The following is a 26,125-nucleotide window of genomic DNA, read 5'->3' as shown; positions in this document are numbered from 1 at the left end:
CCAGCCCACGCTGGCGAACCCCCACGATCAGCGGGGCCCGGTGGGCCCCGTCTCCACCGCCGCCGGCGTGTCCGCCGGAGCAACGGGCGGCGGCAGGAAGAGCAGGACGCCGCGGAGCGCGTCGACAACCTCGGGGGGCAGTGGGCAGCGCCCGGCCAGCTCCTCCATCGACGCGTACGGGCCGCGCACCCACCGGTCCATCGCCACCTGCCGGCGTTGCGCGTCGGTGAGCCAGGGCAGTGTGGCGAGCACGTGGTCGGGTACGGCGTTGACGTCGACGAGCCCGCCGTCGTCGAAGGCGCGGGGCAGGTCGGGCCGGCCGATCGCGAACTCCAGACGCGCCGAGGGATAGCGGTGCAGCAGGTTGCGCGCCTGCTGGCGGCGCACCCGGCGCTCCTCGTCACGTGCCTGGACCGCCTGCGGCCGGCCGGTGACCCGCTCCCAGACCCACCGGTTGAGCAGGACCACGTGCAGGGCGCCCACCAGCCAGCAGAGGCCGATCACGCCGAGCCCGAAGAACGCCTCGGCCGCCGAGTCCTCCTTCTCCAGGTCGTCGGTGGCGATCATGAAGACCAGCAACACCGCGGTGAGGAGATAGCCGACGGCCGCGAGGCCGAGCCGTCGACTGCGGCGCCGCACCGCGTACGCCAGCATCACCAGCCAGGTGCCGGTGCCGAACGAGAGCAGTGGCAGGAGGGTGCCGGCGACGGTGGCCGTGGTGCTCACCCACGTCGGCAGCGGGTGCCGCTCCCGGCGCGGCTGGTCGACCGCGAACGGGGACGGCGGCCCGGCGGGCAGGCCGGGCCGTGCGGGGTACAGCGGCGAGGGGAGATCCGCGTACGGCGGAACGGCCGCCTGAAACGGCGGAGGCGACGCTTGGGGCGACGGGCCCGGGGCCTGGGCCGGTGGGGTCCCCTGGGGCGGTGGGGTCGACGCCTGGGCCGGAAGGGCCTGGGCGGGTGGTGATGCGGCGGGCGGCGCGGTCGGGTTGGTGGGCGCCGGGTGAGGATCGGCGGACGGTTGCGCCGGCACCGTGCCGTCCGTGTGAGCCGAGGCGGGCCACCCTGTTTCCGAGACGCCGGCGGTGAGGGTCGGGTCGGCACGCAGGATCCGCCCGTGCAACTCGCGGAGCGCCTCGCCGGGCCCGATGCCGTACTCCTCCCGGAGCAGGCTGTCGATGTCCCGGTACGCGGCCAACGCCTCGGCCTGCCGTCCGCTGCGGTACAGCGCCAGCATGTACTGGTGGCGCAGCCGCTCCCGGACCGGGAACTCGGCCACCAACTCGACCAACTCGCCGACCAGCTCGCGGTGCCGCCCGCTGTCCAGTTTCAGTTCCGCGCGGGTCTCCAGGGCGACGGCCCGCAACTCCACCAGGCGGTGCCGGGCGGCCTCGAACACTCCCCCGGAAAAGCCGGTGAACGGCTCTCCGCGCCACAGGTCCAGTGCGGCGGTCAGCTCGGCCAGTGTCTGCTCCGTACGGCCGGGCTCGTGCCGGCGTCGGGCAGCCTGGACGCCCCGCTCGAAACGGACCGCGTCCACCGCCTCGGGATCCACCCGCAGCAGGTAGCCGGCGTCGGTCAGGCTGAGCACCTGCCCCGGCGTACGCGGTGACCGGTCCGGCTCCAGCACCCGGCGCAGCCCGGCGACGTACTTCTGCACCACGTTGGGGCCGTTCGCGGGCGGATCGTCCGGCCAGACCGCCTCGACGATCTGCCCGGTTGCCACCGGACGACCCGTGGAGAGCAGCAGCACGGCCAACACCGCGCGCTGTTTGCCGGGACCGAGGTCGATCTCACGGTCGGCATACCAGGCCCGCTGAGGCCCGAGGATCTCGAAACGCAGCGTTCCTGACATGCGAGTTTCCGCTCCTGACACCCCCGACGATCGCCGGACGGCAGTGCCCGGCAGCCGGACGGCAGCATATCGGCAGCCGTACCGCCGTGGGCACCGGAACCATGGTCATCGGCACAAGCCACGCAGCGAGAAAGAGAAATGTGATGACACAGGCAATGGGCAGCGCGGGCACCATCCGACGGACGGTCGGCGCGGTCGCCGCCATGCTGGCGACGACCACCCTCCTCGGTGGGTGCGGGCCCAAGAGCGAGCCGGCCTCGGCACCGCAGAGCGGCCCGAGCGCCAGCCCGACCGTCGACCCGAAGCAGGCGCTCCTCGACGCCGTTCCGGACGGCACCGAGGGAACGTTCACGTTCAGCGGCAAGGACTCCTCCAACACGCACAGCGGACGGGTCGACCCGTCTTCGAAGGCGGTCGAGCTCACCACCAGTGGCGCGCCGGACTCCGACGGCATCACCACGAAGATGTCGTTCCTGCTCATCGGCGAGGAGGTCTGGCTGAAGGCGAAGTTCAGCGGCCAGCCGGGCCTGCCGAAGTTCCCGGACAAGTGGATGAAGCTGGACCGCACGAAGCTGACCGGCAGCGACATCCCGGCCTACGACGGTGCGGACCAGGGCAACGCCGGCCCGCTCATCGAGGCGGCCACCTCGGTCAAGGAGCAGAGCCCGGGGCAGTACGTCGGGGTCGTCGACGTGAGCGCCGGCAACGCGGCCCAGGTGCTGGAGGACGGGGAGGCGGCAGCGCTCGGCGAAGCTGCCAGGACGGTGCCGTTCACCGCAGTCGTCGACGCGGACAAGCACCTGACCTCGCTGACGCTGAAGATCCCGGCCGCCGGCAAGGCGAAGGCGTACGACTACGTGGTCACCTACGCCGGCTACGGCACCACGCCGAAGATCAGCGCGCCAACCGGCGCCACAGCAACCAAGGCCCCAGCGATGGCCTACGAGATGCTCAACAGCTGACCAGGACGCGAAAGGGCGGCGGCCACACGGGGGGCCGCCGCCCAACTCCGTCGATCATGAAGTTATCGACATCCGCCACGGCGTGTCGTGGCCATAACTTCATGATCGACGGAGTGAAGGGGTCAAGGGGGGGTCAGGGGGTCAAGGGGGGGTCAGGGGGGTCAGCGTGGGGGGCGGGGGCGGAGGGAGCGGGTCAGGTGGGCTATTCGGGGGGCCAGGCTCGTCAGGCCTCCGGGGAAGAAGTAGACGGCCAGGATGAAGACCGTGCCCAGGACGAACAGCGGCTGGCTCAGCGGGTGGCTGAGGACGGCCGGCAGGCTGTCCACCGCGTCGCTCGTACCGAACGCGGTGAGCCGGTGGTCCAGGTACATGTAGAGCACGCCGCCGAGCACCGGCCCCCACCGGGTGCCCGGCCCGCCGAGCACCACCATCACCAGCAGCGACAGGGTCAGTTCGGAGGACGTGATGTGCGGCGACGCTCCGCCGACGATCAGGACGTAGACCACCCCGCCCGCCGACGCCAGCCCACCGGCCAGGGTGAACGCCACCAGCTTGTAGCGGTACGGGTCCAGCCCGAGCACACCGATCCGCCGCTCGTCGTCACGGAGCCCGGCGAGCACCCGACCGGTCGGGGAACCGCTCACCCGGTGCACCACGAAGACCACCAGCGTCAGGTACGCGAGCGCCAGCCAGTACAGGTTGACCGTGTTGGTCACCCCCACCAGCCCGGCGGGCAGGCCGGACACGTCCAGCGGCAGACCCTCCTCGCCACCGGTGAGCCCGCCGAAGTCGCGGGCCACCAGGATCGCGCCGACCTGAGCAAAGGCGAGCGTGACCATGGCGAACGCGATACCCACGGTTCGCAGCGCCACCGCGCCGAGCAACGCGGCGAGGATCGTCCCGCCGGTGATGGTCAGCAACGCCGCCTGCCACAGCGGCAGACCGGCCCGGGTGATGAGGATGTCGGTGCCGTACACACCGGCGGCGAAGTACAGCGCGTGCCCGAAGGAGAGCATTCCGGTCCGGCCGAAGAGCAGGTCGTACCCGGCCGCCAGACCACCGAAGATCAGGCAGATGGCGAGCAGTTGCAGGGTGCCGGGCGAGTTGACCGGCCCCTCGAAGATCCCCGGCAGGGACATCGTCGAGTACGGCAGGATCGCCAAGACGACCAGCGCGACCAGTGGCAGGAACGGGCGGACCCGGTGCCACCGCCCCCGCTGCGGGGTCAACTCGTCGGGCACCTGCGCGGGGGGCGCGTCGATCACTGTCATGCCGTTGCCACCTTTCCGGCGATGCCCTGCGGGCGCAGCAGCAGCACCACGGCCAGCAGCCCGACCACGCAGATGTCGCCCAGCCCGGACGTGCCGTAGTAGTTGACGAACTGCTGCACCAGGCCGACCACGACCGCCGCGTACGCGGAGCCGACCACCGAGCCCATCCCGCCGATCACCACCACGATGAACGCGAAGATCAGCAGCGAGCCGCCCTGACCGGGCGATACGGTGCCGAAGTAGACCCCGCCGAGCGCACCGGCGAGCGCGGCGGCCGCCCCGCCGATCGCGAAGACCAGCGTGAACGCCTTGCGCACGTCGATGCCGAGGGCGGTCACCATCTCCCGGTTCTCCACCCCGGCCCGGATCACCAGGCCGTACCGGGTCCAGCGCAGGAACGCCAGGATCGCGCCGAGCACCAGCACCGCCGCGATGATCAGCAGCAGGCCGCCGTTGGGCACCTGGGCGCCGAGGATCCCGGTCACCTGCCGAGTCCAGTCGGGGCGCGGGAACGGGCGGGCGTCGGCACCCCAGGTGGCCTGCAACAACGCCACCCCGGCCAGGGACAGCCCGACGGTCACCAGCACCTGCTCGATGGTGCGGGAGTACAGCGGGCGGATCAGCACCAGCTCGACCAGGATCGCGACCAGCGTGCCGGCGGCCACCCCGAAGGCGACCGCGAACACGAAACCGAACCCGTCGGAGCCCGCGCCCGGCAGGTTGCCCGCCGCCCACCAGGTGCCGTACGCGCCCACGCCGAGGAACAGCCCGTGCGCGAAGTTGAGCACGTCGGCCAGACCGAAGACCAGGGACAGGCCGGATGCGACCAGGAAGTACAGCGCCGCCAGGCCCAGTCCGGTCAACGCCAACAGAATCACGGTCCCCATCAGAGCTGGTCCTCCCTCGCGACTGCGGGGCTCGCAAGCTCACTCCTCGCGCTCGGCGTGGCCGCCTCCGCGGAGCCCACACCCAGCAACGACTTGGTCAGCGCCGTCTCCAACAACAACTCACGGGCGTCGCCGGTCCAGGCCACCTTGCCGGCGGCCAGCACCACCGCGTCGCGGGCCAGTCGGCGTACGACGGCCAGGTTCTGCTCGACGAGCAGCACCGGCACCGACTCCGCGACCCGTTCCAACACCTCGGCCACCTCGGTCACCACCTTCGGCGCCAACCCCTTGGTCGGCTCGTCGACCAGCAGCAGCCGGTTGTCGTTGAGCAGCACCCGCCCGATCGCGAGCATCTGCTGCTGCCCACCGGAGAGCGAACCCGCCCGTTGCCGTCCGCGCCGGTCCAGCTCCGGGAAGAGCGCGAAAACCTTGTCGTACGCCGGGGTGGTGCCGCGCCGCTCGGCGAGCCGCAGGTTCTCGGCGACGGTGAGGCCGGCGAACACACAGCGGTCCTCGGGGACGTAGCCGAGCCCACCGCGGACCAGCCGGTGCGTGGGCTGGGCCAGCAGGCTCTGCGCACCCATCCGGATGGTGCCGCGGACCTCCCCCGCGGGTGGGGTGAGGCCGACGATCGCGCGCAGCGTGGTGGTCTTGCCGACGCCGTTGCGGCCGAGCAGGACGGTCACGCCGGTCGGGGCGACCGCGAAGGACACCCCCTGGAGGATGTGCAGCCCGGAGATCCGGACCGACAGGTCCTCCACGGTGAGAACTGGTTCCATCAGGGCCGCTTCCGTTCGCGACTGCGGGGCTCGCAAACCCGGCTCACTCCTCGCGCTCACAGCGACTCCCCCAGGTAGGCCTCTTGCACCGTGGGGTTGGCCATCACCGTCTCCGGGGTGTCGCAGGCCAGCAGCGCGCCGTGGTGCATGACGGCGATCCGGTCGGCCAGCTCCAGGATGACGTCCATGTGGTGCTCGACCATCAGCACCGCCCGGCCGCTGTCCCCGGTCAGTGACTTGATGACGGCCACCAGTTCGGGGATGTCCTCGGCGCTGACGCCGGCCATCGGTTCGTCCAACAGCATCACCCGTGGTTCACCGGCGAGCAGCAGGGCGATCTCCAGCTTGCGCTTCTCGCCGTGGGCCAGGGTGCCGGCGAGTGCCGTACCCCGGTGGGCGAGGCCGACCCGGTCGAGCGCCGCGTCGGCGGCGGCGGCGACCTCCCGGTCGGCCGCCGCCCGCCGCCACAGTGCCATCGAGCCCCCGCGGTGCGCCTGCACGGCGAGCCGGACGTTCTCCCGGACGCTGAGCGAGCCGAAGACCGAGGACGCCTGGAAGGTACGGCCCAGGCCGAGGCGTGCCCGCCGGTGCGGCGGGAGCGCCCCGATGTCCTGACCGTCCAGAACGACCCGGCCTTCCGTGGCCCGGCGCAGGCCAGTGATCAGGTTGAACAGTGAGGTCTTGCCGGCGCCGTTCGGCCCGATCACGCCCAGGAACTCCCCGGGCGCGAGGTCGAGGTAGACGCTGTCGACGATGGCGACCTCACCGATCCGCCAGGTCAGACCGCGGGTGGCGAGCATGGGTCAGCCCTTCATGGCCACGGCCGGTGGCGCGGTCTCGTCACCGGTGAGGCTCTTCTGCGCGGTGGCCGTGAACTCGGTGCCGCTGCCGGTCAGCTTGGCCTGGAACATCGGCTGGAGCAGCGCGTGGTCGGCGGCCCGGATGGTCATCTTGCCCTTGACCCCGTCGAAGCTCCAGCCCTCGAGGCCGGTGACCATCTTGTCGACGTCGTCCCCGCCCTCCTGCGCCGCGCGGACCACCATCTGGGCGGCGGCGAAGCCGTCCGGGTGGAACAGGTCGATGGTGGAGACCTTGGCCTTCAGCGCCTTGCTGGCCTCGGTGTCGCTGGCACCGTCGAAGTAGTGCGACAGGAAGGAGATCTTGGCACCGGCGGTGCCGAAGGTCTGCCACGAGGCGCGGATGTCCAGGCCGGTGACGACAGTGGTGGACGAGAGCACGCCCTGCTGGTCGAGGGTCTGCCACATCGCCGGGGCGGTGGTGCCCGCCCAGGCCACGAAGAGCAGGTCCGGCTTCGCCGCCTTGATCTGGCTGGCGAACGGGGTGAACTCGGTGGCGCTGGCCGGGGCCCGGACACTGCTCACGTTGGCGCCCGCGGTGCCGATGACGGCCTTGACGGCTGCCTCGTTGGCGTCGCCGAACGCGCCGTCCTGGGCGAAGACCACGACCTTCTTGCCGGCCGGGTCGCCGATGAACGACTTGGCGGTCACCACGTCCTGGTAGGACTGCCGGCCGGAGCGGAACGTGTACTTGTTCGCGCCGGTCACCGCGTCGGTGGCGGCCGGACCGGAGATGAACAGGACCTTGTTCTGCGCGGCGATCGGCGCGACCTGGAGCGCCACGCCGGAGGCGGTGGACCCGGCGATGATCTTCGTGCCCTTGCCGATCAGGTCCTTCGCGGCGGAGACCGCCTTCGCGGGGTCGCCCGCGTCGTCGACCTCGGTCACCTCGATCTTCCGGTCACCGACCTTGCCGGTGCCCTTGGTGGCGAAGTCCAGCCCCGCCTTGAAACCCTCGATGTACTGCTTTCCGTAGCTGGCCAGCGCACCCGACTGGGAGTACACCAGGCCGACCTTGACCGGCGCGGCGTTGTCGCCGCCGCCGGAGGCGGTGTCCTGCGGGCTACCACAGGCCGTGGCGGCCAGCGCCGCGGCCATCATCGTGGCGGCGGAGAGGAACACCCGCCGCGTCGTCCGGACCGTCATTGCGACTCCACATGAGGACTCGGAGGGAGAGAACTTCTTCGTGACGGCTCACGCTAGAAGTGACGTCACCCACGAGCTATGTGGCAGAAACACACAAGTAACAGGAATGAGGTGGCCGGGGGTTACAACTGGCCGCGCGGTCACCGGAAAGCCGGCGCTCCCGATGGCCTGAACCCCCACGGACCACCCGAGGTCTGTGTCGCCTCGCCCCATCTGCCCCGATCGTCAACCGCAGGGACCGTCGCGGCAGGGTTCCGGGGCTGCACGCCCAAGATCGTGCTCGATCCAGGTTGTAGTGGCCCGGAATCGCCGCGATACCACTACATCCTGGATCCAGCGTGATCTTCGGGTGGCCGGGCGCGGACGCCGCGTACCCCCGGATGTGCCGTTGGCCCGCCGTCCGGGTGACGGACGGCGGGCCAGCGGGTGGGCCGGGCGTGATCGGCCCGGCGGTCGGCTCGGAGCGGATCAGCTCCGGGCCGAGGTCGGCTCGGCGGGCAGGTTCCCCGCCGACGGGCGGAGGGGTCAGTTCCCGGCGAGACCGGCGAGGGCGGCGACGGCGGTGTCCGGGTGGTCGCTGAAGACGCCGTCCAGGCCCAGGCCGAGGAACAGCTCGTACTCGGCGGTGATGTCACCACGCGCGTTCGGGTCGGTGCCGATCCGGAAGTCCACCGGGAGGAACTGGTTCTCCGCGCGGAACGTCCAGGAGTGCACGAGCAGCCGCTCCCGGTGCGCGTCGCGCACCACGTTGGTGGGGGCAAGCAGAGCGCCGGCGGCGTTCCGGGGCACGAGCAGGTTCTTGTTCGCGCCGATGCCGTCGGCGTACCCGGCGATCCACCTCAGCCCGGCCGGCGTGACCAGGTCCTGGTAGCTGCGGGTGTCACCGGCCACGGTGAAGTCGTACGGGCGGCCGGCGGCGTCGAGCAGTTGGACCAGCTTCACGTCGGTGATCCGGCTCAGCTTGCGCAGGTTGGCCGTCTCGAACGACTGGATGAAGACCGGCGAGTTCCTGCGGTCCAGCTTGTTCTGCCGCAGCACCCGCAGCAGCGGCTCCTCCAGCGGCAGGCCGATCGACGTGAAGTAGGTCGGGTGCTTGGTCTCCGGGTAGATGCCGATGGTGCGGCCCCGTGTCCGCCCCTCGGTCCGGGCCAGGTCGATGACCTCCTGGAGGGTGGGCACCTCGAAGCGGCCGTCGAAGGCGGTGTTGGCCACGCGGACCTGCGGCAGTCGCTCCTTGGCCCGCAGCGTCTTCAGCTCGGCCAGGGTGAAGTCCTCGGTGAACCACCCGGTCACGGCCACGCCGTCGATGGTCTTCGTCGCCTTGCGGGCCGCGAACTCCGGGCGCGTCGACACGTCGGTGGTGCCGGAAATCTCGTTCTCGTGTCGGGCCACCAGGACGCCGTCGGAGGTCGACACCAGGTCGGGCTCGATGTAGTCGGCGCCCATCCTGATCGCCAGCCGGTACGCCTCCAGGGTGTGTTCCGGCCGGTAGCCGCTGGCGCCTCGGTGACCGATCACGATCGGCCGGTCGTTCGCCCGGGTGCGGTCCGCGCCGGTGGAGGGCTCGGCGGCCGCGATGGTGGGCACGGCCACGGCGGCGGCGAGCAGCACGCCGGCCAGGCCGAGGGTCGAAAGGGTACGTCGCAACGCCGTCTCCTGTCGTGGGGGTGAGCCGCTTCAGCAGACCGCCCCGGATTGGCCGGCAGTTGGTCGAGGGTTGGCCGGGAGGTGAATCTCCGGAATGAGCGTTCCCGCTCCGGGCGACGGGCGGGAAAGGAAGATTGTCTGGTGCGCCGGTTTTTCCGCAACCCCGTGCGGCTGGTGCCGCTGGGGTTCCTGGTGCCGATCCTGCTGGGTACCGGGCTGCTGATGACCCGCTGGTCGACCATCGAGCATGAGCGCCCACCCCTGGTCACCGCGTTGTTCACCGCCACGTCGGCGGTGTCGGTGACCGGGATGGCGATCAACGACACCCCCAACTACTGGTCCGGCGCCGGCCTCGTGGTGATCACCCTGCTCACCCAGCTCGGCGGTCTCGGCATCCTCACCGCCGCGGCGCTGGTCATCCTGGTGGTCTCGCGCCAACTCGGCCTGCGTAACCGGCTGCTCGTGCAGGCCGAGACGGCGGAGTTCGGCATCGGTGACGTGGGCCGGCTGCTGCGCCGGATCGCGATCACCGTCTTCGCCTGCGAGGCGGTGATGACCGCTGTGGTCGCCGCCCGGCTCTGGTGGGCGTACGACTATTCGCCCGGGAGAGCCCTGTGGTCGGGCGTGTTCCACGCCGTCCAGGCGTTCAACAACGGCGGTTTCGCGCTCTACACCGAGGGCCTGCTGGCCTTCGCCCGCGACCCGTGGGTGTCATTGCCGTTGGCGTTCGGGGCCATCGTCGGCGGGCTGGGGTTTCCCGCCCTGTTCGAGGCCGTCCGGGAGTGGCGCAAGCCGGCCGGGTGGGGAGTGGCCACCAAGCTGACCATCTGGGGCAGCGTCGCCCTGCTACTGCTCGGCTTCGTCGGCCTGCTCGCCGCCGAGTGGACCAACGCCAGCACCATCGGCTCGTACGACGCCGGAGGCAAGATGCTCGCGTCGTTCACCCAGATCGCGTTGAGCCGCACCGGTGGTTTCAACGTGCTCAACATCGCCGAGCTGCAGGAGGAGAGCTACCCGCTGCTGATCGTGCTGATGTTCATCGGCGGTGGCAGCGCCAGCACGGCCGGCGGCATCAAGGTGTCCACGTTCTTCCTGCTCGCGTTCACCATCTGGGCGGAGTTGCGCGGCGAGCCCGACGTGACGGTCGGGCACCGCCGGGTGGCCACCGCGAGCCAGCGGCAGGCCGTGACAGTCGCCCTGCTCAGCGTCGCGCTGGTCACGGCCGGGACCATGCTCCTGCTGCTGCTCACCGAGGGCGTGCGGTTCGTCGCGGCCCTGTTCGAGGTCACCTCCGCGTTCAGCACCACCGGGCTCACCGTCGGTCTGGCCAGCGAGCTGCCGGCCAGCGGCCAGCTGGTGCTGACCGTGCTGATGTTCATCGGCCGGGTCGGGCCGCTCACCCTCGGGTCGGCGATCGCCCTGAACACCCGGCGCAGGCTCTACCGCTATCCCCAGGAACAACCCATTGTCGGTTAGCAGCGAGGAGGGTCGAGGTGTCGGCGAGACGATCGGACGGCGGCGGCATCGTGGTGATCGGGTTGGGTCGCTTCGGCTGCCATCTGGCCGCGGCGCTCACCCGGATGGACCGCGAGGTGCTGGCCGTCGACCGCAACCCGGATCAGGTGCAGCGTTTCTCGGCGCAGCTCGACCGGGTGGTCCAGGCCGACGCGACCGAGGAGGGCGCGCTGCGGCAGCTCGGCGTCACCGGCTTCGGCCGGGCGGTGGTGGCCATCGGGGCGTCGGTGGAGGCGAGCGTCCTCACCGTGCTGGCGTTGGTGGAGCTGGGTGTGCCGCAGATCTGGGCGCGCGCCACCTCGCAGAAACACGCCAAGATCCTGTCGTCGGTCGGCGCGCACCACGTGATCTTCCCGGAGGCGGAGACCGGCGAGCGGGTGGCGCACCTGATCGTCAGCCGGCTGCTCGACTTCATCGAGTTCGACGACGACTTCGCGATCGCCACCGTCCGGGTGCCGGAGTCGCTCGTCGGGCGCACCCTGCTCGACCTGCGTCCGGAGGAGCGCTCCGGGGTCCGGGTGATCGGCGCGAAGGTGCCCGGTGAGCGCTTCCGGTACGCCTCGGACGACACGGCGCTGGCGCAGGGTGGGCTGCTGGTCGTGGAGGGTGGGATCGACCAGGTGCAACGGTTCGCGGGGCGACGCTGACCGTCACTTCTTACCGCCGTGCCCCTTTCCCTTGCCCTTGGTCACCTTCCCGCTTTTCCCGAACCACCACCCGGCCCCTTGCCCTTGCCGGGCTTCTCAGGCTTGGCCTTCGTCGCGCCGCTGCCCGAGTGGGAGCCGCCCGAGCCCGGGCCGCCGCCGGCTGGCCCTGCCTTCGGCGGGGCCTTGGGCGGAGACTTCACCGTGGTGGCCGCCGTACTCGGAGCGGCGGTGGACGGCGTGGTGCCGGCGACCCCGGAGACGCGTACGCCGCAGGTCACGTCGCCGAGCCGGAACTCCACCGGCAGCGGGTTCGCCCCGCTGTACTTCCCGGTGAGGGTGAGCTTCTCGGCCGCGCCGGGCGCCAGCGTGGTGCGCTCGGCCACCGGCCGGACCAGCACCGTGCTCCCCTCCTGCTGCACCGGCGCGGGCTCCGCCCTCGTGACGGTCTGCTGACCGGGGAAGGTGAAACTCATCGCCCAGTCCCGCAGCTCACGGTCACCGGTGTTGGTCAGTGTCAGCTCGGCGGCGAAGTCGGTGCCGGAGTCCGCCCGCAGCGCGTACGAGACCTCACACGGCACCTTCCCCGGCAGACCCATCCGGGCCTCGGTGGTCGGCCGACCCTCACCACTGGCCGGGGTACGCGAGGTGAACCCCCACATGACGCCGGTGACCGCGATCAGCCCGACGGCAGCCACCCCGGCCTCCACCCGCCGACGACGGCTCACCCGCTGGCGCACCCGCTGGTCCCGCTGGCGGGTACGGGATATCGGCAACGCGTCGGTCTCCGCCGACCAGGGCAGGATCGTGGTGCCCGCGTTGGCGAGCTCGGCCTCGTCCAGTGGCCCTCCGGCCGGGGACACCGGCACCGCCGCCAGCATCCCGGCCGCGTCGGCGAGCGTCCGGGCCAGCTCGGCGGTGGCCGGCCGGTCCCCGGGTTGCTTGGCCAGGCAGCGCCGCACCAGGTCGGTCACCCCGTCGGGCAGCCCGGGCACCTCCGGCATCGGCTCCGGGTCGGTGTACATGTGCGCCCGCAACATCTGCGTGGTGGTGTTGGCCTGCCACGGCAGCCGGCCGGTGAGCATCCGGTAGAGCAGCAGCCCGACGGCGTACACGTCGGTGGCCGGGGAGACCTGACCGTTGTCCAGCCGTTCCGGGGCGAGGTACGCGGGGGTGCCCAGCAGCGTGCCGTCCGGCCCCTTCTCGCTCTCCCCCACCAGTGCGGAGATGCCGAAGTCGACAACCTTGACCCCGGTCGACGTGAGCATCACGTTGCCCGGGGTCACGTCGCGGTGCACCACACCGCGAGCGTGCGCGGTGGCCAGCGCCGAGCTGACCTCCGCGCCGATGGTCGCCGCCTCCCGCCACGGGAGCTGACTCTCCCGCCCCAGCCGGCTGGCCAGCGAGGTGCCGTCGACCAGCTCCATCACCACGTACGGCACGGTCAGCCCGACCTGCACGGACTCGCCGTAGTCGTACACGTTGGTGATGTTGGGGTGACAGAGCCGCGCGGCGGCCTGCGCCTCGATTCGGATCCGGTGGCGGAACGCCCGGTCGCTGGCCAACCGGGAGGCCAGCACCTTCACCGCGACCTGACGGCCGAGCACCTCGTCGTACCCACGCCAGACCACGGACATGCCGCCCGCGCCGAGCTGCTCGATCAGCCGGTACCGCTCATCGAGCAGCTGCGCGCCGTTCCGTTCCCCACCACCCATGGTGTGGGTTGTTGCCCCCAGGCAAGCGTCCTACACCCGGAGGATCGGAATCGGTCAGGATCGTCACTCGTTCAGGCGGTGGCCAGCAGTTGGTCCACCGGGGCGTAGTCGTCGGTCAACACCATCGCCCCGCCGACGAAATCCGTCAGTGCCGCGCCGGACAGCAGGCTGACCTTGGGGTCCACCGCACTCAACCGGGTGCGGACGGCGTCCAGCGGCAGCGGAGCGTCGGAGCCGACGATGAGGAAGTTGGAGCCCTGCTGCTCGGCGAGCGCCTCCGGCGGCGCGATCAACGCGACGTGCCGGAACTCGGCCGCCACGGTGGCCAGCTCGGCGCGGATGAACCGCAGCGGCGGGTAGTCGATGACGTTCTGCACGTACACGCCGCCGGGGCGGGTGACCCGCCGAACCTCGGCGGCCATTTCGCGGGTGGCCAGGTGCCAGGGCACCACCAGGTGACCGAACGCGTCGCCGACCACCAGGTCACGGCTGTCCGTCGGTTCGCCGGCGACCAGCATGCGAGCGTCGCCCACCACCGCCCGCAGCTCCGGCCCCGGGCGTACGCCCAACTCGCGCTCGCCCAGCTCGATCAGCCCGCCGTCGATCTCGAACACGACGTTCTCGGTGCCCGGCCGGGTCGCGGTCAGGTAGGTCGGCACGGTGAAACCGCCGCCGCCCAGGTGCAGCGCGTCCAGCCGCTGACCGGCGGGCGCGGCGACGTCGGCGACCGCGCCGATCCACTTCGTGTACGCGTACTCCAGGTGCTTCGGGTCGGCGAGGTCCACGTACGAGTGCTGGGCCGAGTTGAGCAGCAGCGTCCGCCCGGTGGGCCGGTCCGGGTCGGCGGTGACCCGTGCGCAGTGGTAAGCCGTCTCGATGTCGCACGGGTTCGGTGCCACGGTGGTCAACCCTGCCCCGACCAGGCCGAGCACGGCCAGCGCGGTCCGGGTCCGGGCCGGACCGGGCAGCTCGGTGGGCTCCTGCCGGCGCAGGTACCAGCCGAGGCCGATGCCGACCAGCCCCAGCGCGACCGCGAGGGTCAGCAGGATGACCGTGCTGCGCAGTGCGGCGACCAGCACGAAGCCGGTGAGCAGGGTGGCGGTGATGCCGCCCAGCGTGCCGATCCCGGAGAGTCGACCGACCACCTGGCCGGTGCGGCGCAGGTCGGCTAGCTGGAGCTTCACGACCAGCGGGGTGACCGCCGCCAGCAGCGCGGCGGGCACGAACACGGCCAGCGCGACCAACAGCAGGATTCCGCTGGCCGCGCCGCCTCGCAGCACCTCACCGGCGTAGCGCACGACGGGCAGGGTGATCGCGGTGGCGATGCCGGCCAGCACCAGCGCCGGTGCCAGCAGGCCACGCGGGTTGCGCCGGTCGGCCAGCCAACCACCGGACCACGCCCCGTACGCGATCGCGGCCAGCGCGATGCCGATCACCGAGCTGGTCACCTGAAGGGTCACCCCGACGTAGGGGCCGACCAGGCGCAGCGCGACGGTCTCCAGCACCAGCACTGCGCCGCTGGAGAAGAAGACCAGGAAGGCGGCCAGGCCGTTGGGCAGCGCCCGGCCGGTGACCGCAACGGGCGGGGCCGAGGACGCCGGCGGGGCCGCCACGTCGGACGGTGGGGTGCTCATCGTCGCGATGGTACGCAGCGAAGCTGGTGCTGCGGGTCAGTACATCGAGAGATGAACATGGTTCGTGTGGGAAGCGGCGGGGCTGCCACTGCCGCTGTACGAGCGCCACCCGGTGCCGGGGTGCCAGATCTGCCGGTACCAGATCACGTAGAGCACGCCGAGACGGTCGGCGTTGCGCACGTGCCAGGCGGCCAGGTTGTCACCGTACGCCTTGTCGCCACCGGTCGCGTTGCGATCCTCGAAGCCGTTCGTGGCGGCCGCGAAGTCGCAGGCACGCCCCTTCGGGTGCTCGCCGCCGCCGCCCTCACGCTTGCAGGAGACGTGCCTCTTGTAGCCGGCCGCCTGGGTCTGCTTGAGCGCGTTCAGGGTGCGCGGGGTGATGCAGCCGGAGGTGGTCGGGTCCTTCACCGAGCACGACTCCGACGGCCACGACCCGTCGGAGTTGCGCGGCGCCGGCTTCGCCGATGCGGAGCTGCCGCCGCTGAAACCGTTGCTGCTGCCCGAGCTGACCTCGGCGAGCGCCGCCTCGGCCTCCTTCTTCTTCTTCGCCATCACGGCGAGCTGCTTCTGCTGCTCGCGGACCTCGGCATCGATGGCGACCTTGGCCTGCTGCGCCTGCTCCCGGGTCTCGACGAGGTCACGCAGCCGCTTGCTGTCCCGCTGGGCCATCATGTCGAGGTCGCTGACGCGTTCCAGGAACGCCTGCGGCGTGCTGGTGTTGAGCAGCATGGTCGCCGGGGTGAGCCGGCCCACCCGGTACGACTGGGCGGCCACCTCGCCGACCTGGGCGCTCAGCCCGACCAGCCGACCCTCGACCGTCGCCAGCTCACCGGTCAGCGCCGTCTGGCGACGCTTGGAGTTGTCCAGTTTGGCCTTCGCCTCGATGTGACCCTTGGCGGTCAGCTCCAACGCGTCCTGCAGCTTCTTGCTGCCCCCCTCGCCGGGCTCCGCGTACGCGGGCACGGCGGCACCGCCGAGCACCAGCGCGACGGCGGCGAGCAGGGCGAACAGAGCGCGGCGACCGAGCCGCGGGCGGAGCATGGTCCTGGGCACGAAAGCGTCCTTCCGTCGACCGCCGGCCCCCGGTGAACCACTGCGCGGCGGCGTCCCCGCCGGCGCCGGTCGGCGGCCTGCTGGCGGAGACCGCCGGTCACGATACCGGACCGTGGGCTGCTGACCAGCCCCCTGACCGCCGGGCTGCCCAGATGTCGACAGAGCGTTCCAGTGTCATCGCGCAGAGCGTTCGAGGGTCACCGCGCAGAGCGTCCAGCACCCTCGTGCAGCGCGCCGGTCAGGTGCTGATCAGCGCGTCGCGTACCTCGTCCCAGACCTGCTCGTTGGCCGCGACGAGCAGCCCGCGGCCGTCGTCGGCGGGGTGGTAGTCGACGCCGTCGAACCGGCGGGCGACGCCACCGGCCGCGCGGACCAGCAGGGTGCCCGGGGCGTGGTCCCACGGCAGGGTGCGCCAGAAGAGCACGAACTGCTGCTCGCCGGTGAGGATGTCCAGGTATTCGCGGCCGGCGCAGTGCAGGCCGGGCAGCAGCTCACCGAGGCGTCGACCGCCGGCGCGGACCCGGTCCCGGATCTCCGGCGGCAGGAACTTGGTCATCGCCGCGCCCCGCAGCTCACCGAGCGGCGGCAGTGCGGCGGTGGTGTCGACCGGCCGGCCGTTGAGCAGGGTGCCCTCGTCCGCCGTGCCGACGGCGAGAGTGTCGGCGAGCGGGTCGAGGATCCAGCCGGCGTTCGGCCGACCGTCGGTCAGCAGCGACACCATCAGGGCGAACGGCCGCCGGCCCGCGGCGAAGTTGGCGGTGCCGTCGACGGGGTCGACCAACCAGACGTCCCCGCTGTCGCCCAGGTGGCGCAGCAGCGCCGGGTCGTCGGCCACGCCCTCCTCGCCGACCACCATCGAGCCCGGGCGCAGCCGACGCAACCCCGCCGAGAGCAGCTCCTCGGCCCGCTGGTCGGCGACGGTGACCACCTCACCGGGCGCCTTTTCCGAAACGTCCGCGTCGTCGAGCTTGCGGAACAGCGGCAGCACGACCTGGTCGGCGGCCTCCCGCAGCAGGTCGCCGACGTCGTCGAGCAGGGTGTCAGCCACGCGGCGGCAACTTGACCACGCTGACGAAGAACTCGTCGATCTGCCGGACCACCGAGATGAAGCGCTCGAAGTCCACCGGCTTGGTCACGTAGGCGTTGGCGTGCAGCTGGTAGCTGCGCAGGATGTCCTCGTCAGCTTGCGAGGTGGTGAGCACCACGACCGGGATCCGGCGCAGGTTCTCGTCCTTCTTGATCTCCTCCAGCACCTCCCGGCCGTCGCGGCGGGGCAGGTTGAGGTCGAGCAGGATCAGGTCGGGGGCCACCGCGTCGGCGTACTGGCCCTCCCGCCGCAGGTAGGCGAGCGCCTCGGCGCCGTCGGAGACGACGGTCAGCCGGTTGCGCAGCTTGTGCTCCTCGAACGCCTCCTGGGTCATCAACACGTCACCCGGGTCGTCCTCAACGAGCAGGACCTCGATCGGGCTCTTGCCGTCCGCCGGCGCGGTCATCCCACCGTCTCCCTCATGTCACCCGTTCTACCGCTTTCCGGCGTCCCGTCGGCCCGGTCCGGCCGGTCCGGCCCTCCGGACTGCTCCGCCGGCGCTGCCGGATCCTCGTTCGAGGCCGTCGTGTCGCCCGCGACCAGAGCCGGCGGCTGCTCCGGCGAGTCGACAGCAGCAGCCGCCGCCACGTCCGCCGGAAGCGCCGGCAGGGTGAAGCGGATGGCGGTGCCCTCCGGCACGTCGGTGTCCACCCACACCCGCCCACCGTGGTACTCGACGATCTTCTTGACGATGGCCAGCCCGATCCCGGTGCCCGGGTACGCGTCCTTCGAGTGCAGCCGCTGGAAGATCACGAAGATCTTGTCGGCGAACTCCGCCTCGATCCCGATGCCGTTGTCCTGACAGCTGATCTCCCACTCGGCGCCGACCAACCGGGCCGAGATGTGCACCTTGGGCGTGACGTCCGCGCGCCGGAACTTGATCGAGTTGCTGACCAGGTTGGCCAGCAGGTTGGTGAGCAGGGGCTCCTCACCCGAGATCACCGGCAGGTCGGTCCAGGTCAGCTCGGCGTCGGCGTACTGCCGCGCGGCCTCGGTCTGACCGGCCACGTCGCCCATCACCTTGTTGAGGTCGACCTCGACGAAACCGGTGGTGAGCCGGCCGATCCGGGAGAACGCAAGCAGGTCGTTGATCAGGCGCTGCATACGTTGCGCGCCGTCCACCGCGAAGGCGATGTACTGGTCGGCCCGCTCGTCGAGCTGCCCGGCATAACGGCGCTGGAGCAACTGGCAGAAGCTGGCCACCTTGCGCAGCGGCTCCTGGAGGTCGTGCGAGGCCACGTACGCGAACTGCTCCAGGTCACGGTTGGACCGGGTCAGCTCCTCGGCCTGCTTCTGGAGCTGGCTGTTGACCCACTCGATGCGCTCGCGAGCGGCCCGCACCTCGGCAAGGTCGGCGGCGATCTTCTGACGCATCGCGTCCACGTCCTCGCCGAGCCGGATGAACTCCGGCGGGCCGACGGTGGCGATGCGGTGCTGGTAGTCGCCCTCGGCGACCTCGCGGACCTGGGTGGCGAGGCCGGTCAGTGGCCGGACCACCATCCGGTCCAGCGAGAGCAGCAGCACCGCGCCGGCCACGACCACCACCAGGGCGGCGACGATCAGCAGGACGACCAGCACGTTGCTGCTGGTGCGCACGTCCCTGGCGGTCTGCTCGCGGGCGGCCAGGACCTCTTCCTGGAGGTCGTTGACCGCGGTGCGCACGTCGTCGAACTGCTGCCGGGCCTGCTCGGTGACCAGTGCCTGGCCGGCGCTGGTGCCGCTCCGCTCGGTGGTGGTGATCACCGGCTCGGCCACCGACTGCCGCCACTGCGTGATGCGGTCCTCGACGGTCCGCAGCTCCTGGCTGATCTGCGGATAGTCACCCAGGAGCGTCCGCATCGACGCGACGACGTTCTTCTCCTGGGCGAGCCCTTCCCGATAGGGGTTCAGGTCGTCCGGGTCACCGCTGACCGCGTACCCGCGGATCGCCGTCTCCTGGTCGAGCAGCGCGTTGAGCAGTTCCTGGGACTGCACCCGCAACGGGCCCGTCTCGTTCAGGACGGCGTCGATCTGGGTGCGATTGCGGGCGGCCATCGCCGCCTCCGCGCTGGCCAGGCCGATCAACAGGAAGCCCACGACGGTGAGCAGGGTGATGACCCGGCGGCGCAGACTCCAGCCGCCGACCACCGGCTTCACCGGCCACCACCCCGGCTGACCAGCAGCATGGCCACGTCGTCGGCGAGCGCGCCACCGTTGAGCCGCTCGGCCCGGCCGACCAGCCAGGCCGGCAGCTCGGTCAGCGACACCGACCGGTTGGCCGGATCGTCGAGCAGGCCGGTCAGCCCCGGCACGTCGAGGCGCTCGTTGCCCGCTCCCACCCGCCCCTCGATGAGGCCGTCGGTGTACATCAGCAGGGACCAGTCATCGGTGTCGAACTCCAGGTCGTAGGCGATCGGCCGGCGGGGTCGTACGCCCAGCAGTCGGCCGCCGGGCGCGGGCACCGGGGCGACCCGGCCCCCGGAGAGCAGCAGCGGCGGCGGGTGCCCGGCGAGTCGGACGGTGGCCCGGTTGGCGTCCAGGTCCAGTCTGGCGGTGGCCACCGTCGCGAAGATCTCCTGGAGGCGGCGCTCACTCATCAGGACCTGCTCCAGCGCGGGCAGCACCTCGTCGTCCGGCACTCCGGCGAGCACCAGGGCCCGCCAGGCCACCCGCAGCTCCACTCCGAGCGCGGCCTCGTCCACCCCGTGCCCGCAGACGTCGCCGACGATCAGGTCGATGCGGTCCGGTCGGGTCTGCACCACGTCGAAGAAGTCCCCGCCGATCAGCGCGGCGTGCCGGCCGGGCCGGTAGAACGTGTGCACCGCCACCTGGTCGGTCGTCATCAGCGGCTGGGGCAGCAGGCCGCGTTCGAGTCGGGCCGACTCGGCCTGGCGCAGCTCGACCTCGCGCAGCCGCCGGGCGTTCTCGTCGGCGCGCTTGCGCTCCACGGCGTAGCGCAGCGCCCGGGTCAGCAGCACCCCGTCTACCTGGCCCTTGACCAGGTAGTCCTGTGCGCCCTCGGCGACCGCCACCACGCCCAGGTGCTCATCCGAGCGGCCGGTCAGCACGCAGACCGCGGCGCCGCTGGACATCTCCAGCACCTGGCGCAGCCCGTCCAGGCCCTGGGCGTCGGGCAGGCCCAGGTCGAGCAGGACGCAGTCGACGTCGGCGATCCGCTCCCGCGCCGCCCGGAGGCTGGTGGCGACCATCAGCTCGATCATCGAGTTCGTCTCGGCCAGCAGCTCACCGACCAGGAAGGCGTCGCCCTCGTCGTCCTCCACCAGCAGCACGCGCAACCGCTCGCCCGGTGGCAGGTTGGCGTGCCGCGCCAGACCACCGTGCGGGTACGGCACGACTGGGGAACCGGTCAGACCGGCTCCCCGGTTCGGCCGGGTCACCGCCGCGAGGCGCGGGAGTTCGCTGGTGATGTCGGGCTCCTTCCGAGTGCCCTGCTGATCCTGTATTAGACAACGGTCGCACACAACACGATGCCTCCGGCGCGGGCGGGGATGGGCCGCATCACTGCCCGCCGGATGACAAACCGGGCGGGCGGTCGATCAAGGGCCTACCGGCCGACCCGCCGGGAGCCGCCGACGGGCAGGATGGTGCCACCCCAGGCCCCACCACCCCCCGAGGAGTTCCCGTGGGCGCACCCACCACCCCGGCCGCGACGGGCACGTCGGCCCGTCCGACTCCGGGCGTACCCCTTGCCGACCGTGCGCTGACCCGACCTCGCCGGCGGCTCCTGGCCGCCGCTGCGGCGCTGGTCGCGCTGGCCGCCGTCGGTGCCGGCAGCCTGCTCGACCTGCGCACCCCGGCGCCGAAGCCGGCGAGTGCGCCGGCGGGTGAGTTCAGTGCCGCCCGGGCGTACGAGGACGTCCGGGTGATCGCGGCCCGGACGCACGTCGCCGGCAGCCCGGCCAACGACCAGGTCCGCGCGCACCTTGAGCAGCAGTTGCGCGGCCTGGGCCTGGAGACCGAGGTGCAGGACACGGTGGCGCCGGAGGCCGGCCAGCTCAGCGGGGCGGCGGGTGGGGCGACCATGGCCCGCGTGCGCAACGTGGTGGCCCGGCTGCCCGGCACCGACTCGACCGGTCGGGTCTTCCTGGCCGCCCACTACGACTCGGTGCAGACCGGGCCTGGTGGCAACGACGACGCCGCCGGCACCTCGGCCATCCTGGAGGTGGCCCGCGCGCTGACCACCGGCCCCCGGCCGCGCAACGACATCGTCTTCGTGCTGACCGACGCCGAGGAGGCGTGCCTGTGCGGTGCGGCGGCGTTCGCCAGCAGTCACCCACTGGCCGCCGACGGCGGGGTGGTGCTCAACCTGGAGGCGCGGGGCTCCACCGGGCCGGTGATCATGTTCGAGACGTCCCGGAACAACGCGAAACTGGTGGACGTCTTCGGTCGGGCCGCTCCGCACCCGGTCGGCACCTCGTTCGCGGTGGAGATCTACCGGGCGCTGCCCAACGACACCGACTTCACCGCGTTCCTGGACGAGAAGTTCGTCGGGCTGAACTCGGCGTACATCGACGGTGGCGCGATCTACCACACACCGTTGGACACGCCGGAGGCGATGGACCGGGGCAGCCTCCAGCAACACGGGGACAACGCGCTGGGCCTGGCCCGGGAGTTCGGCCGCACCGACCTGACCGAGCTGCGCTCCGGGCACGACGCCACGTACTTCCCGGTCCCCGGCGGCCTGGTCCGCTACCCGGGCACGCTCACCCTGCCACTGGCCCTGCTCGCGGTGGCCGCGGTGGCCGCGCTGGGCTGGCTGACCCGTCGGCAGGGCCGAGCCAGCTTCGGCCGGCTGGCCGCCGGCTTCGGGCTGGCCCTGGTGCCGATCGTGGTCGCGCCGGTCGCCGCCCAACTGCTCTGGCTGGCGATCACCGCCATCCGACCGGGGTACGCGGAGCTGCTCGACCCGTACCGGCCGATCTGGTACCGCCTGGCCGTCGTGGCGCTCGCCGCCGCCATCCTGTTCGCCTGGTACGCGCTGACCCGCCGCCGGATCGGCCCGGCCGCGCTCGCGGTCGGCGGGCTGGCCTGGCTGGCGCTGCTCGGGGTGCTGCTCGCCGTGGCGGTGCCCGGCGGGGCGTACCTCACCACCCTGCCGGCGCTGGCCGGCGCCCTCGGCGGGCTGGTCGCGCTGCGTACCCGGCAGACCGGGCCGTGGCCGGTGGTGGCGGTGACCGCCGCCGCGGCCGTCGGTGTGGTCATCCTGCTGCCGACCGTGGTGCTGCTCTTCCCCGCGCTGGGGATGGGCATGGGCGGGGTTGCCGCGCTGGTCGCGGTGCTGCTCGGCCTGACCGCCCTGCCGGTGGTCGATCTGCTGCACCCGCAGGCCGGCGGCCAGCGCGGCCTGCGGGCGTTGCGGGCCCGACGGCTCGGTGTGCTCCCGGCCGCCGCCACGGCCGTGGCGGCGGTGGTGCTCGCCGGGGTCGGGCTGGGCGTCGACCGCTTCGACGCCGACCATCCCGTGCCCACCCACCTGATGTACGCCATGGACGCCGGGACCGGCCAGGCCCGCTGGCTCAGCCACGAGAGTGACCCGCAGTCGTGGACGGACGGCTACGTGGACGGGGTGACCAGCGTCGAGGACGACTTCCCCGGGCTCGGCGACGGCGAACTGCGGGCCGGGCCGGCACAGCCGGCGGACCTGCCGGCGCCGAAGCTGGACGTGGTGGCCGACACCACGTCTGGTGGAGAACGCACGCTGCGGTTGCGGCTCACCCCACAGCGGGCCGCCCGGCTCGCCACCCTGCACGTCGACACGTCGACGGCCACCGTCCTGCGGGCCGAGGTGGCCGGGCGGCCGGTGCCGGTCGAGCCCCGCGAGGGCAGGTGGGGCTTCGGGCTGGTGTTCCACGCCCCGCCCACCGAGGGCATCGAGGTCACGGTGACCCTGCGGCCCATCGCCGGGCAGGTGGCGTTGCGGGCGATGGACGCCAGTGACGGGTTGGACGCGCTGCCCGGCTTCCGCCCTCGGCCGCCGGCCGTCGGCGTCGTCGGCTCGCACAGCTCCGAGATGCTGGCGGTCGCCCGCACCTATCCCATCTGACGGACGGCCACGGTGGTCCGGCGGGGAGATTCGCCCGCCGGACCACCGCCTATTCGTCGCGGCGAAATGCCACCGGCCTTTCCGATATCGGCCGGATGAATGCGCTCAGCCCACCGGTTCGGGTTGACCGGCGCCGATTCGGTGCCAGCGATTTCCGTCGTGATCGGTGAACGTGAGCTCCACCAGAACGGTGTCGGCCGGGCGTAGCCGGTGCGCGGGCGTGACGGTGACGAAGATGTCCGCACTTTCCCGGCCGGGTATGCGGCGGACCTGTTTCGCCGCGGCCAGCTCGACGGGTGGGCCGTCCGGGTCGTCGGACGGGACCAGCCGCGCCAGCACCGCAACGTCCAGCACCGGTGCGTCGCTCTCGTTGGCCACGGCCACCCGCAGCACCGAGGTGCCCCGGATCTCGGCCACCGCCGACACCAACCGGGCCTGGCTGGCCCGGGTCCGCAGGTCATCGGTGCGCCGGGCGCGGATTTCCCGGCGCAGTCCCAGGTAGACGAAGAGCACACTGGCGATGGAGCCGACCGCACCGAACCAGTCCGGCACGGAACCCCAGTCGATCACGTCCTGGATTGGCGACCAGTTCATGAGTCCATCGTGGATGCGCCTGTCCAGCGCCGAGCACGGCGGATCGGCTGGATTCGACCGCGAAATGGGAATCCGGACGCCGATTACGGTCACCTCGGCGGCCTAAACGGAGAGTGTGCAACCCAGCACGGCGGTGGATACCCTTGCGGTTGACGTGGTGCCGGCGACAATCCCTCCGACTGTCCACCAAGTGGACAGGATCTTCGCGTCGCCGGGCCACTGCACTTTCGCCACCGAAGGGGGACCGCATTGACTGCGGACGTTCCACCCGAGGATGCCGGCGTGCCCCGGCCCGCGTACGACCGGCCGAGCCGCGTCTCCGTCGACCCACCGCTCGGGCGACTGGACAGCCCGCTGCACGGCCGTGACGACCTGATCGACGAGATCACGCTGCCGGGGGAAGACGGCGGGGAGCAGCCCTCGGTGCACATCCTCTGCGGCATGGGCGGCTCGGGAAAGAGCCACGTCGCCCTGGAGATCGCCCGCCGCGCCCGGGCCGACGGCCGGACCGTCTGGTGGGTGCAGGCCGGGCGGCTCAACTCCGGGATGCGGGAGGTGGTCAGCCAGCTCGGCGCATCGGAGAGCCAGGTCGACCAGGCCTGGGCCGGGATGATCAGCGCGACCGACCTGGTGTGGCGCTATCTCAACCAGGCCGCGCAGCCCTGGTTGCTGATCTTCGACAGCGCGGACGAGCCCGCCACCCTGGGCCCCACCGACGGGGTCCTCGCCGACGGCACCGGGTGGCTGCGCCGCCCGGAGGCCGACGACGGCGTGGTCCTGGTGACCACCCGGGACGGCAACCGGGCCACCTGGGGCACCTGGTCGACGCTGCACCAGGTGCGCCCACTCGACGCCGAGGCCGGCGCGCAGGTGCTGATCGACCGGGCCGGCCCGCAGGCCGGCGGCTCGGCCGCCGCCCGGGAGCTCGCGCGGGAGCTGGGCGGGTTACCCCTCGCCCTGCGCGCCGCCGGCAACTACCTGCGGTCGGTCAACGCCAGCCCGGTCTGGCGCGGCTCGTCCACCATCACCACCTTCGCCGACTACCGCACGGCCGTGCAGCGCCGGTTCCGCTCACCACGCAACGCCGCCGACGTCGACCTCGACGAGTCACTCGGCCTGGAGATCGTCCGCGAGGTCGACGACCTCTCCCTGGACCTGCTGACCCGCCGTCACCTCCAGCAGAGCCGGCCGCTGCTCAACGTGCTGGCCTGCCTGAGCGTCTCCCCGGTGCCCTACGAGGTGGTGCTCAAGCCGGCCATCCTGGCCGAGTCACCACTCTTCAAGGGGCTCACCGGTCAGCAACGGGTGCGGGTGCTGGAGGGCATCGCCGACCTCGCCCTGGTCGACTTCGACGTCAGCGAAGAGGTCACCGACCCGGCGTTCGCGCACGTGCTGTCGCTGCACCCGCTGGTGCACGCGATGTTCCGCGACCGCGACGAGGTCCGTGAGCAGATTGCCGAGTACCACGCGCTGGTCATGAAGCTGCTGCTCGCCGCCACCGAGGGGCAGAGCCCGGACGACTCGGCGGCCTGGGCCAACTGGGACGTGCTGGTGCCGCACCTGGTCGAGGCGGTGCGCGAATACCTCGTGCCGCAGAACCACAAGCACGACCCCGAGACGGTACGCCGCGCACTGGAGCTGACCCGGCTCACCGCCCGCTACCTCATCGCGGTCGGCCTACCCGGCTCGGCCTTCGACATCCTCGACCCGATCGTGCGGGGCTGCGCCGCGTACGACCACGACCCGGACCGGCCGCAGGTGCTGGCGCTGCGTCACGAGTTGGGCCGTACCTGGCTGGAACGCAACCAGCCGGAGATGGCCGACCGGGTGCTCCGCGACGTGATCGCCGACCGCACCCGGGTGCTGGGCAGCGACGACGCGGACACCCTCGCCAGCCGACACAAGCTCACCAAGGCGATCATGGCGCAGCGGCAGTGGCCGGAGGCCGAGACGGAGCTGCGGCAGATCGTCGCCGCGGAGGACCAGGTCCGCGGCCCGGAGCACTGGGACACCATGATCGTGCGGCACAGCCTGGCGCTGGCGGTGCTCGCCCAGCAACGGGCAGCCGAGGCCGAGGAGATGCTGCACGCCATCCTGGAGGTCCGATACCGCACCTGGCCGCTCAACCAACCGGAGACCTGGCAGGCCCGTCACACGCTGGCCCGCTGTCTGCAGGAGCAGGGCCGGCTCACCGAGGCGGAGGCCGAGCTGCGGGCCACCCTGGCCACCGTGGAGCCCCGGCACGCCGACCGCAGCGAGGTGCTCGCCATCCGGGCCACCCTGGCCGCGGTGCTCCTGCTCGACGGGCGACTCGACCCGGCGATCGAGGCGTACGAGCAGTTGCTGGCCGATCGCCGGCGACTGCTCGGGGACACCCACTTGGACACCCTCCAGGTGGAGCACGCCCTGCGCCGCCTGCGCGACGGCGACTGACGGG

Annotated in this window: 20 protein-coding genes; 5 read left to right on the top strand and 15 right to left on the bottom strand. The window is 71.9% G+C overall.

Going from position 1 to position 26,125, the window contains the following annotated elements:
* Window positions 1–27 precede the first annotated feature (27 nt).
* Window positions 28–1,854, bottom strand: a complete 1,827-nt coding sequence (locus LADH09A_RS09230; protein ID WP_238644450.1) for an AfsR/SARP family transcriptional regulator — start codon at window positions 1,852–1,854, stop codon at window positions 28–30.
* A gap of 143 nt (window positions 1,855–1,997) precedes the next feature.
* On the opposite strand from LADH09A_RS09230, the gene LADH09A_RS09225 reads away from it, so the two are divergent.
* On the top strand, window positions 1,998–2,816 hold the full coding sequence (locus tag LADH09A_RS09225) for a hypothetical protein (protein WP_238644449.1): 819 nt from the start codon (window positions 1,998–2,000) through the stop codon (window positions 2,814–2,816).
* Between the two features lie 161 nt (window positions 2,817–2,977).
* Here the strand turns inward: LADH09A_RS09225 and LADH09A_RS09220 are convergent, their stop codons facing one another.
* From LADH09A_RS09220 to LADH09A_RS09195, 6 genes are all read right to left on the bottom strand, one after another.
* The gene (locus LADH09A_RS09220) at window positions 2,978–4,087 is read right to left on the bottom strand and encodes a branched-chain amino acid ABC transporter permease (RefSeq protein WP_238644448.1); all 1,110 of its coding nucleotides are present in this window, start codon (window positions 4,085–4,087) and stop codon (window positions 2,978–2,980) included.
* A complete protein-coding gene (locus tag LADH09A_RS09215) occupies window positions 4,084–4,974 on the bottom strand; it encodes a branched-chain amino acid ABC transporter permease (RefSeq protein WP_238644447.1) in 891 nt (296 codons plus the stop codon). Before LADH09A_RS09215 ends, LADH09A_RS09220 begins: the two co-directional genes overlap by 4 nt.
* On the bottom strand, window positions 4,974–5,753 hold the full coding sequence (locus LADH09A_RS09210; RefSeq protein ID WP_238644446.1) for an ABC transporter ATP-binding protein: 780 nt from the start codon (window positions 5,751–5,753) through the stop codon (window positions 4,974–4,976). The genes LADH09A_RS09215 and LADH09A_RS09210 overlap by 1 nt, the downstream gene beginning before the upstream one ends.
* Before the next feature lie 56 nt (window positions 5,754–5,809).
* Window positions 5,810–6,553, bottom strand: coding sequence for an ABC transporter ATP-binding protein (locus tag LADH09A_RS09205; RefSeq protein ID WP_238644445.1), 744 nt, complete (start codon window positions 6,551–6,553; stop codon window positions 5,810–5,812).
* Window positions 6,554–6,556: 3 nt separating this feature from the next.
* Complete coding sequence (locus LADH09A_RS09200) at window positions 6,557–7,756, bottom strand: substrate-binding domain-containing protein (RefSeq protein ID WP_238644444.1); 1,200 nt, start codon at window positions 7,754–7,756, stop codon at window positions 6,557–6,559.
* A 525-nt stretch (window positions 7,757–8,281) separates the two neighbouring features.
* Entirely contained in the window at window positions 8,282–9,403 is a 1,122-nt protein-coding gene (locus LADH09A_RS09195) for a glycerophosphodiester phosphodiesterase (RefSeq protein WP_238644443.1), read from the bottom strand.
* A 141-nt stretch (window positions 9,404–9,544) separates the two neighbouring features.
* Between LADH09A_RS09195 and LADH09A_RS09190 the strand changes: the two genes are divergently transcribed.
* Both LADH09A_RS09190 and LADH09A_RS09185 read left to right on the top strand, forming a co-directional pair.
* A complete protein-coding gene (locus LADH09A_RS09190; RefSeq protein ID WP_238644442.1) occupies window positions 9,545–10,879 on the top strand; it encodes a TrkH family potassium uptake protein in 1,335 nt (444 codons plus the stop codon).
* A 17-nt stretch (window positions 10,880–10,896) separates the two neighbouring features.
* The gene (locus LADH09A_RS09185) at window positions 10,897–11,565 is read left to right on the top strand and encodes a potassium channel family protein (protein WP_238644441.1); all 669 of its coding nucleotides are present in this window, start codon (window positions 10,897–10,899) and stop codon (window positions 11,563–11,565) included.
* A gap of 41 nt (window positions 11,566–11,606) precedes the next feature.
* Here the strand turns inward: LADH09A_RS09185 and LADH09A_RS09180 are convergent, their stop codons facing one another.
* From LADH09A_RS09180 to LADH09A_RS09150, 7 genes are all read right to left on the bottom strand, one after another.
* Complete coding sequence (locus LADH09A_RS09180) at window positions 11,607–13,277, bottom strand: serine/threonine-protein kinase (RefSeq protein ID WP_238644440.1); 1,671 nt, start codon at window positions 13,275–13,277, stop codon at window positions 11,607–11,609.
* 71 nt (window positions 13,278–13,348) lie between these two features.
* Window positions 13,349–14,911 (bottom strand): fused MFS/spermidine synthase, encoded by a 1,563-nt coding sequence (locus LADH09A_RS09175; protein ID WP_238644439.1) that lies wholly within the window; start codon window positions 14,909–14,911, stop codon window positions 13,349–13,351.
* Between the two features lie 36 nt (window positions 14,912–14,947).
* Window positions 14,948–15,952 (bottom strand): coiled-coil domain-containing protein, encoded by a 1,005-nt coding sequence (locus LADH09A_RS09170; protein ID WP_238644466.1) that lies wholly within the window; start codon window positions 15,950–15,952, stop codon window positions 14,948–14,950.
* Window positions 15,953–16,202: 250 nt separating this feature from the next.
* Entirely contained in the window at window positions 16,203–17,012 is an 810-nt protein-coding gene (locus LADH09A_RS09165; protein WP_238644438.1) for an inositol monophosphatase family protein, read from the bottom strand.
* The gene (locus LADH09A_RS09160) at window positions 17,005–17,457 is read right to left on the bottom strand and encodes a response regulator (RefSeq protein ID WP_196919890.1); all 453 of its coding nucleotides are present in this window, start codon (window positions 17,455–17,457) and stop codon (window positions 17,005–17,007) included. Before LADH09A_RS09160 ends, LADH09A_RS09165 begins: the two co-directional genes overlap by 8 nt.
* Window positions 17,454–19,187 carry a sensor histidine kinase gene (locus LADH09A_RS09155; protein WP_238644437.1) on the bottom strand — a complete coding sequence of 578 codons (1,734 nt, stop codon included), beginning with the start codon at window positions 19,185–19,187 and terminating at the stop codon, window positions 17,454–17,456. Before LADH09A_RS09155 ends, LADH09A_RS09160 begins: the two co-directional genes overlap by 4 nt.
* The gene (locus LADH09A_RS09150) at window positions 19,184–20,383 is read right to left on the bottom strand and encodes a PP2C family protein-serine/threonine phosphatase (protein WP_238644436.1); all 1,200 of its coding nucleotides are present in this window, start codon (window positions 20,381–20,383) and stop codon (window positions 19,184–19,186) included. The genes LADH09A_RS09155 and LADH09A_RS09150 overlap by 4 nt, the downstream gene beginning before the upstream one ends.
* Before the next feature lie 290 nt (window positions 20,384–20,673).
* Here LADH09A_RS09150 and LADH09A_RS09145 point away from each other — a divergent pair, with 290 nt between their 5' ends.
* Window positions 20,674–23,094 (top strand): M28 family peptidase, encoded by a 2,421-nt coding sequence (locus LADH09A_RS09145; protein WP_443677151.1) that lies wholly within the window; start codon window positions 20,674–20,676, stop codon window positions 23,092–23,094.
* A gap of 105 nt (window positions 23,095–23,199) precedes the next feature.
* Here LADH09A_RS09145 and LADH09A_RS09140 read toward each other — a convergent pair whose 3' ends face one another.
* Window positions 23,200–23,688 carry a hypothetical protein gene (locus LADH09A_RS09140; protein ID WP_238644435.1) on the bottom strand — a complete coding sequence of 163 codons (489 nt, stop codon included), beginning with the start codon at window positions 23,686–23,688 and terminating at the stop codon, window positions 23,200–23,202.
* A 282-nt stretch (window positions 23,689–23,970) separates the two neighbouring features.
* Here LADH09A_RS09140 and LADH09A_RS09135 point away from each other — a divergent pair, with 282 nt between their 5' ends.
* The gene (locus LADH09A_RS09135) at window positions 23,971–26,121 is read left to right on the top strand and encodes a tetratricopeptide repeat protein (protein ID WP_238644434.1); all 2,151 of its coding nucleotides are present in this window, start codon (window positions 23,971–23,973) and stop codon (window positions 26,119–26,121) included.
* The last annotated feature ends 4 nt before the right edge of the window (window positions 26,122–26,125 follow it).

Source organism: Micromonospora cabrerizensis (assembly GCF_022230955.1).
Classification (GTDB): Bacteria; Actinomycetota; Actinomycetes; order Mycobacteriales; family Micromonosporaceae; genus Micromonospora; species Micromonospora cabrerizensis.
Note: the sequence above shows the minus strand (reverse complement) of the source record. Positions and strands in the feature narration are given on the sequence as shown.

Excerpts from the sequence above, each read along its gene's own strand:
- LADH09A_RS09180 (WP_238644440.1), bottom strand. The coding sequence starts at position 13,277 with ATGGGTGGTGGGGAACGGAACGGCGCGCAGCTGCTCGATGAGCGGTAC.
- LADH09A_RS09230 (WP_238644450.1), bottom strand. The coding sequence starts at position 1,854 with ATGTCAGGAACGCTGCGTTTCGAGATCCTCGGGCCTCAGCGGGCCTGG.
- LADH09A_RS09170 (WP_238644466.1), bottom strand. The coding sequence starts at position 15,952 with ATGCTCCGCCCGCGGCTCGGTCGCCGCGCTCTGTTCGCCCTGCTCGCC.
- LADH09A_RS09140 (WP_238644435.1), bottom strand. The coding sequence starts at position 23,688 with ATGAACTGGTCGCCAATCCAGGACGTGATCGACTGGGGTTCCGTGCCG.
- LADH09A_RS09200 (WP_238644444.1), bottom strand. The coding sequence starts at position 7,756 with ATGACGGTCCGGACGACGCGGCGGGTGTTCCTCTCCGCCGCCACGATG.
- LADH09A_RS09160 (WP_196919890.1), bottom strand. The coding sequence starts at position 17,457 with ATGACCGCGCCGGCGGACGGCAAGAGCCCGATCGAGGTCCTGCTCGTT.
- LADH09A_RS09210 (WP_238644446.1), bottom strand. The coding sequence starts at position 5,753 with ATGGAACCAGTTCTCACCGTGGAGGACCTGTCGGTCCGGATCTCCGGG.
- LADH09A_RS09215 (WP_238644447.1), bottom strand. The coding sequence starts at position 4,974 with ATGGGGACCGTGATTCTGTTGGCGTTGACCGGACTGGGCCTGGCGGCG.
- LADH09A_RS09225 (WP_238644449.1), top strand. The coding sequence starts at position 1,998 with ATGACACAGGCAATGGGCAGCGCGGGCACCATCCGACGGACGGTCGGC.
- LADH09A_RS09175 (WP_238644439.1), bottom strand. The coding sequence starts at position 14,911 with ATGAGCACCCCACCGTCCGACGTGGCGGCCCCGCCGGCGTCCTCGGCC.
- LADH09A_RS09205 (WP_238644445.1), bottom strand. The coding sequence starts at position 6,553 with ATGCTCGCCACCCGCGGTCTGACCTGGCGGATCGGTGAGGTCGCCATC.
- LADH09A_RS09220 (WP_238644448.1), bottom strand. The coding sequence starts at position 4,087 with ATGACAGTGATCGACGCGCCCCCCGCGCAGGTGCCCGACGAGTTGACC.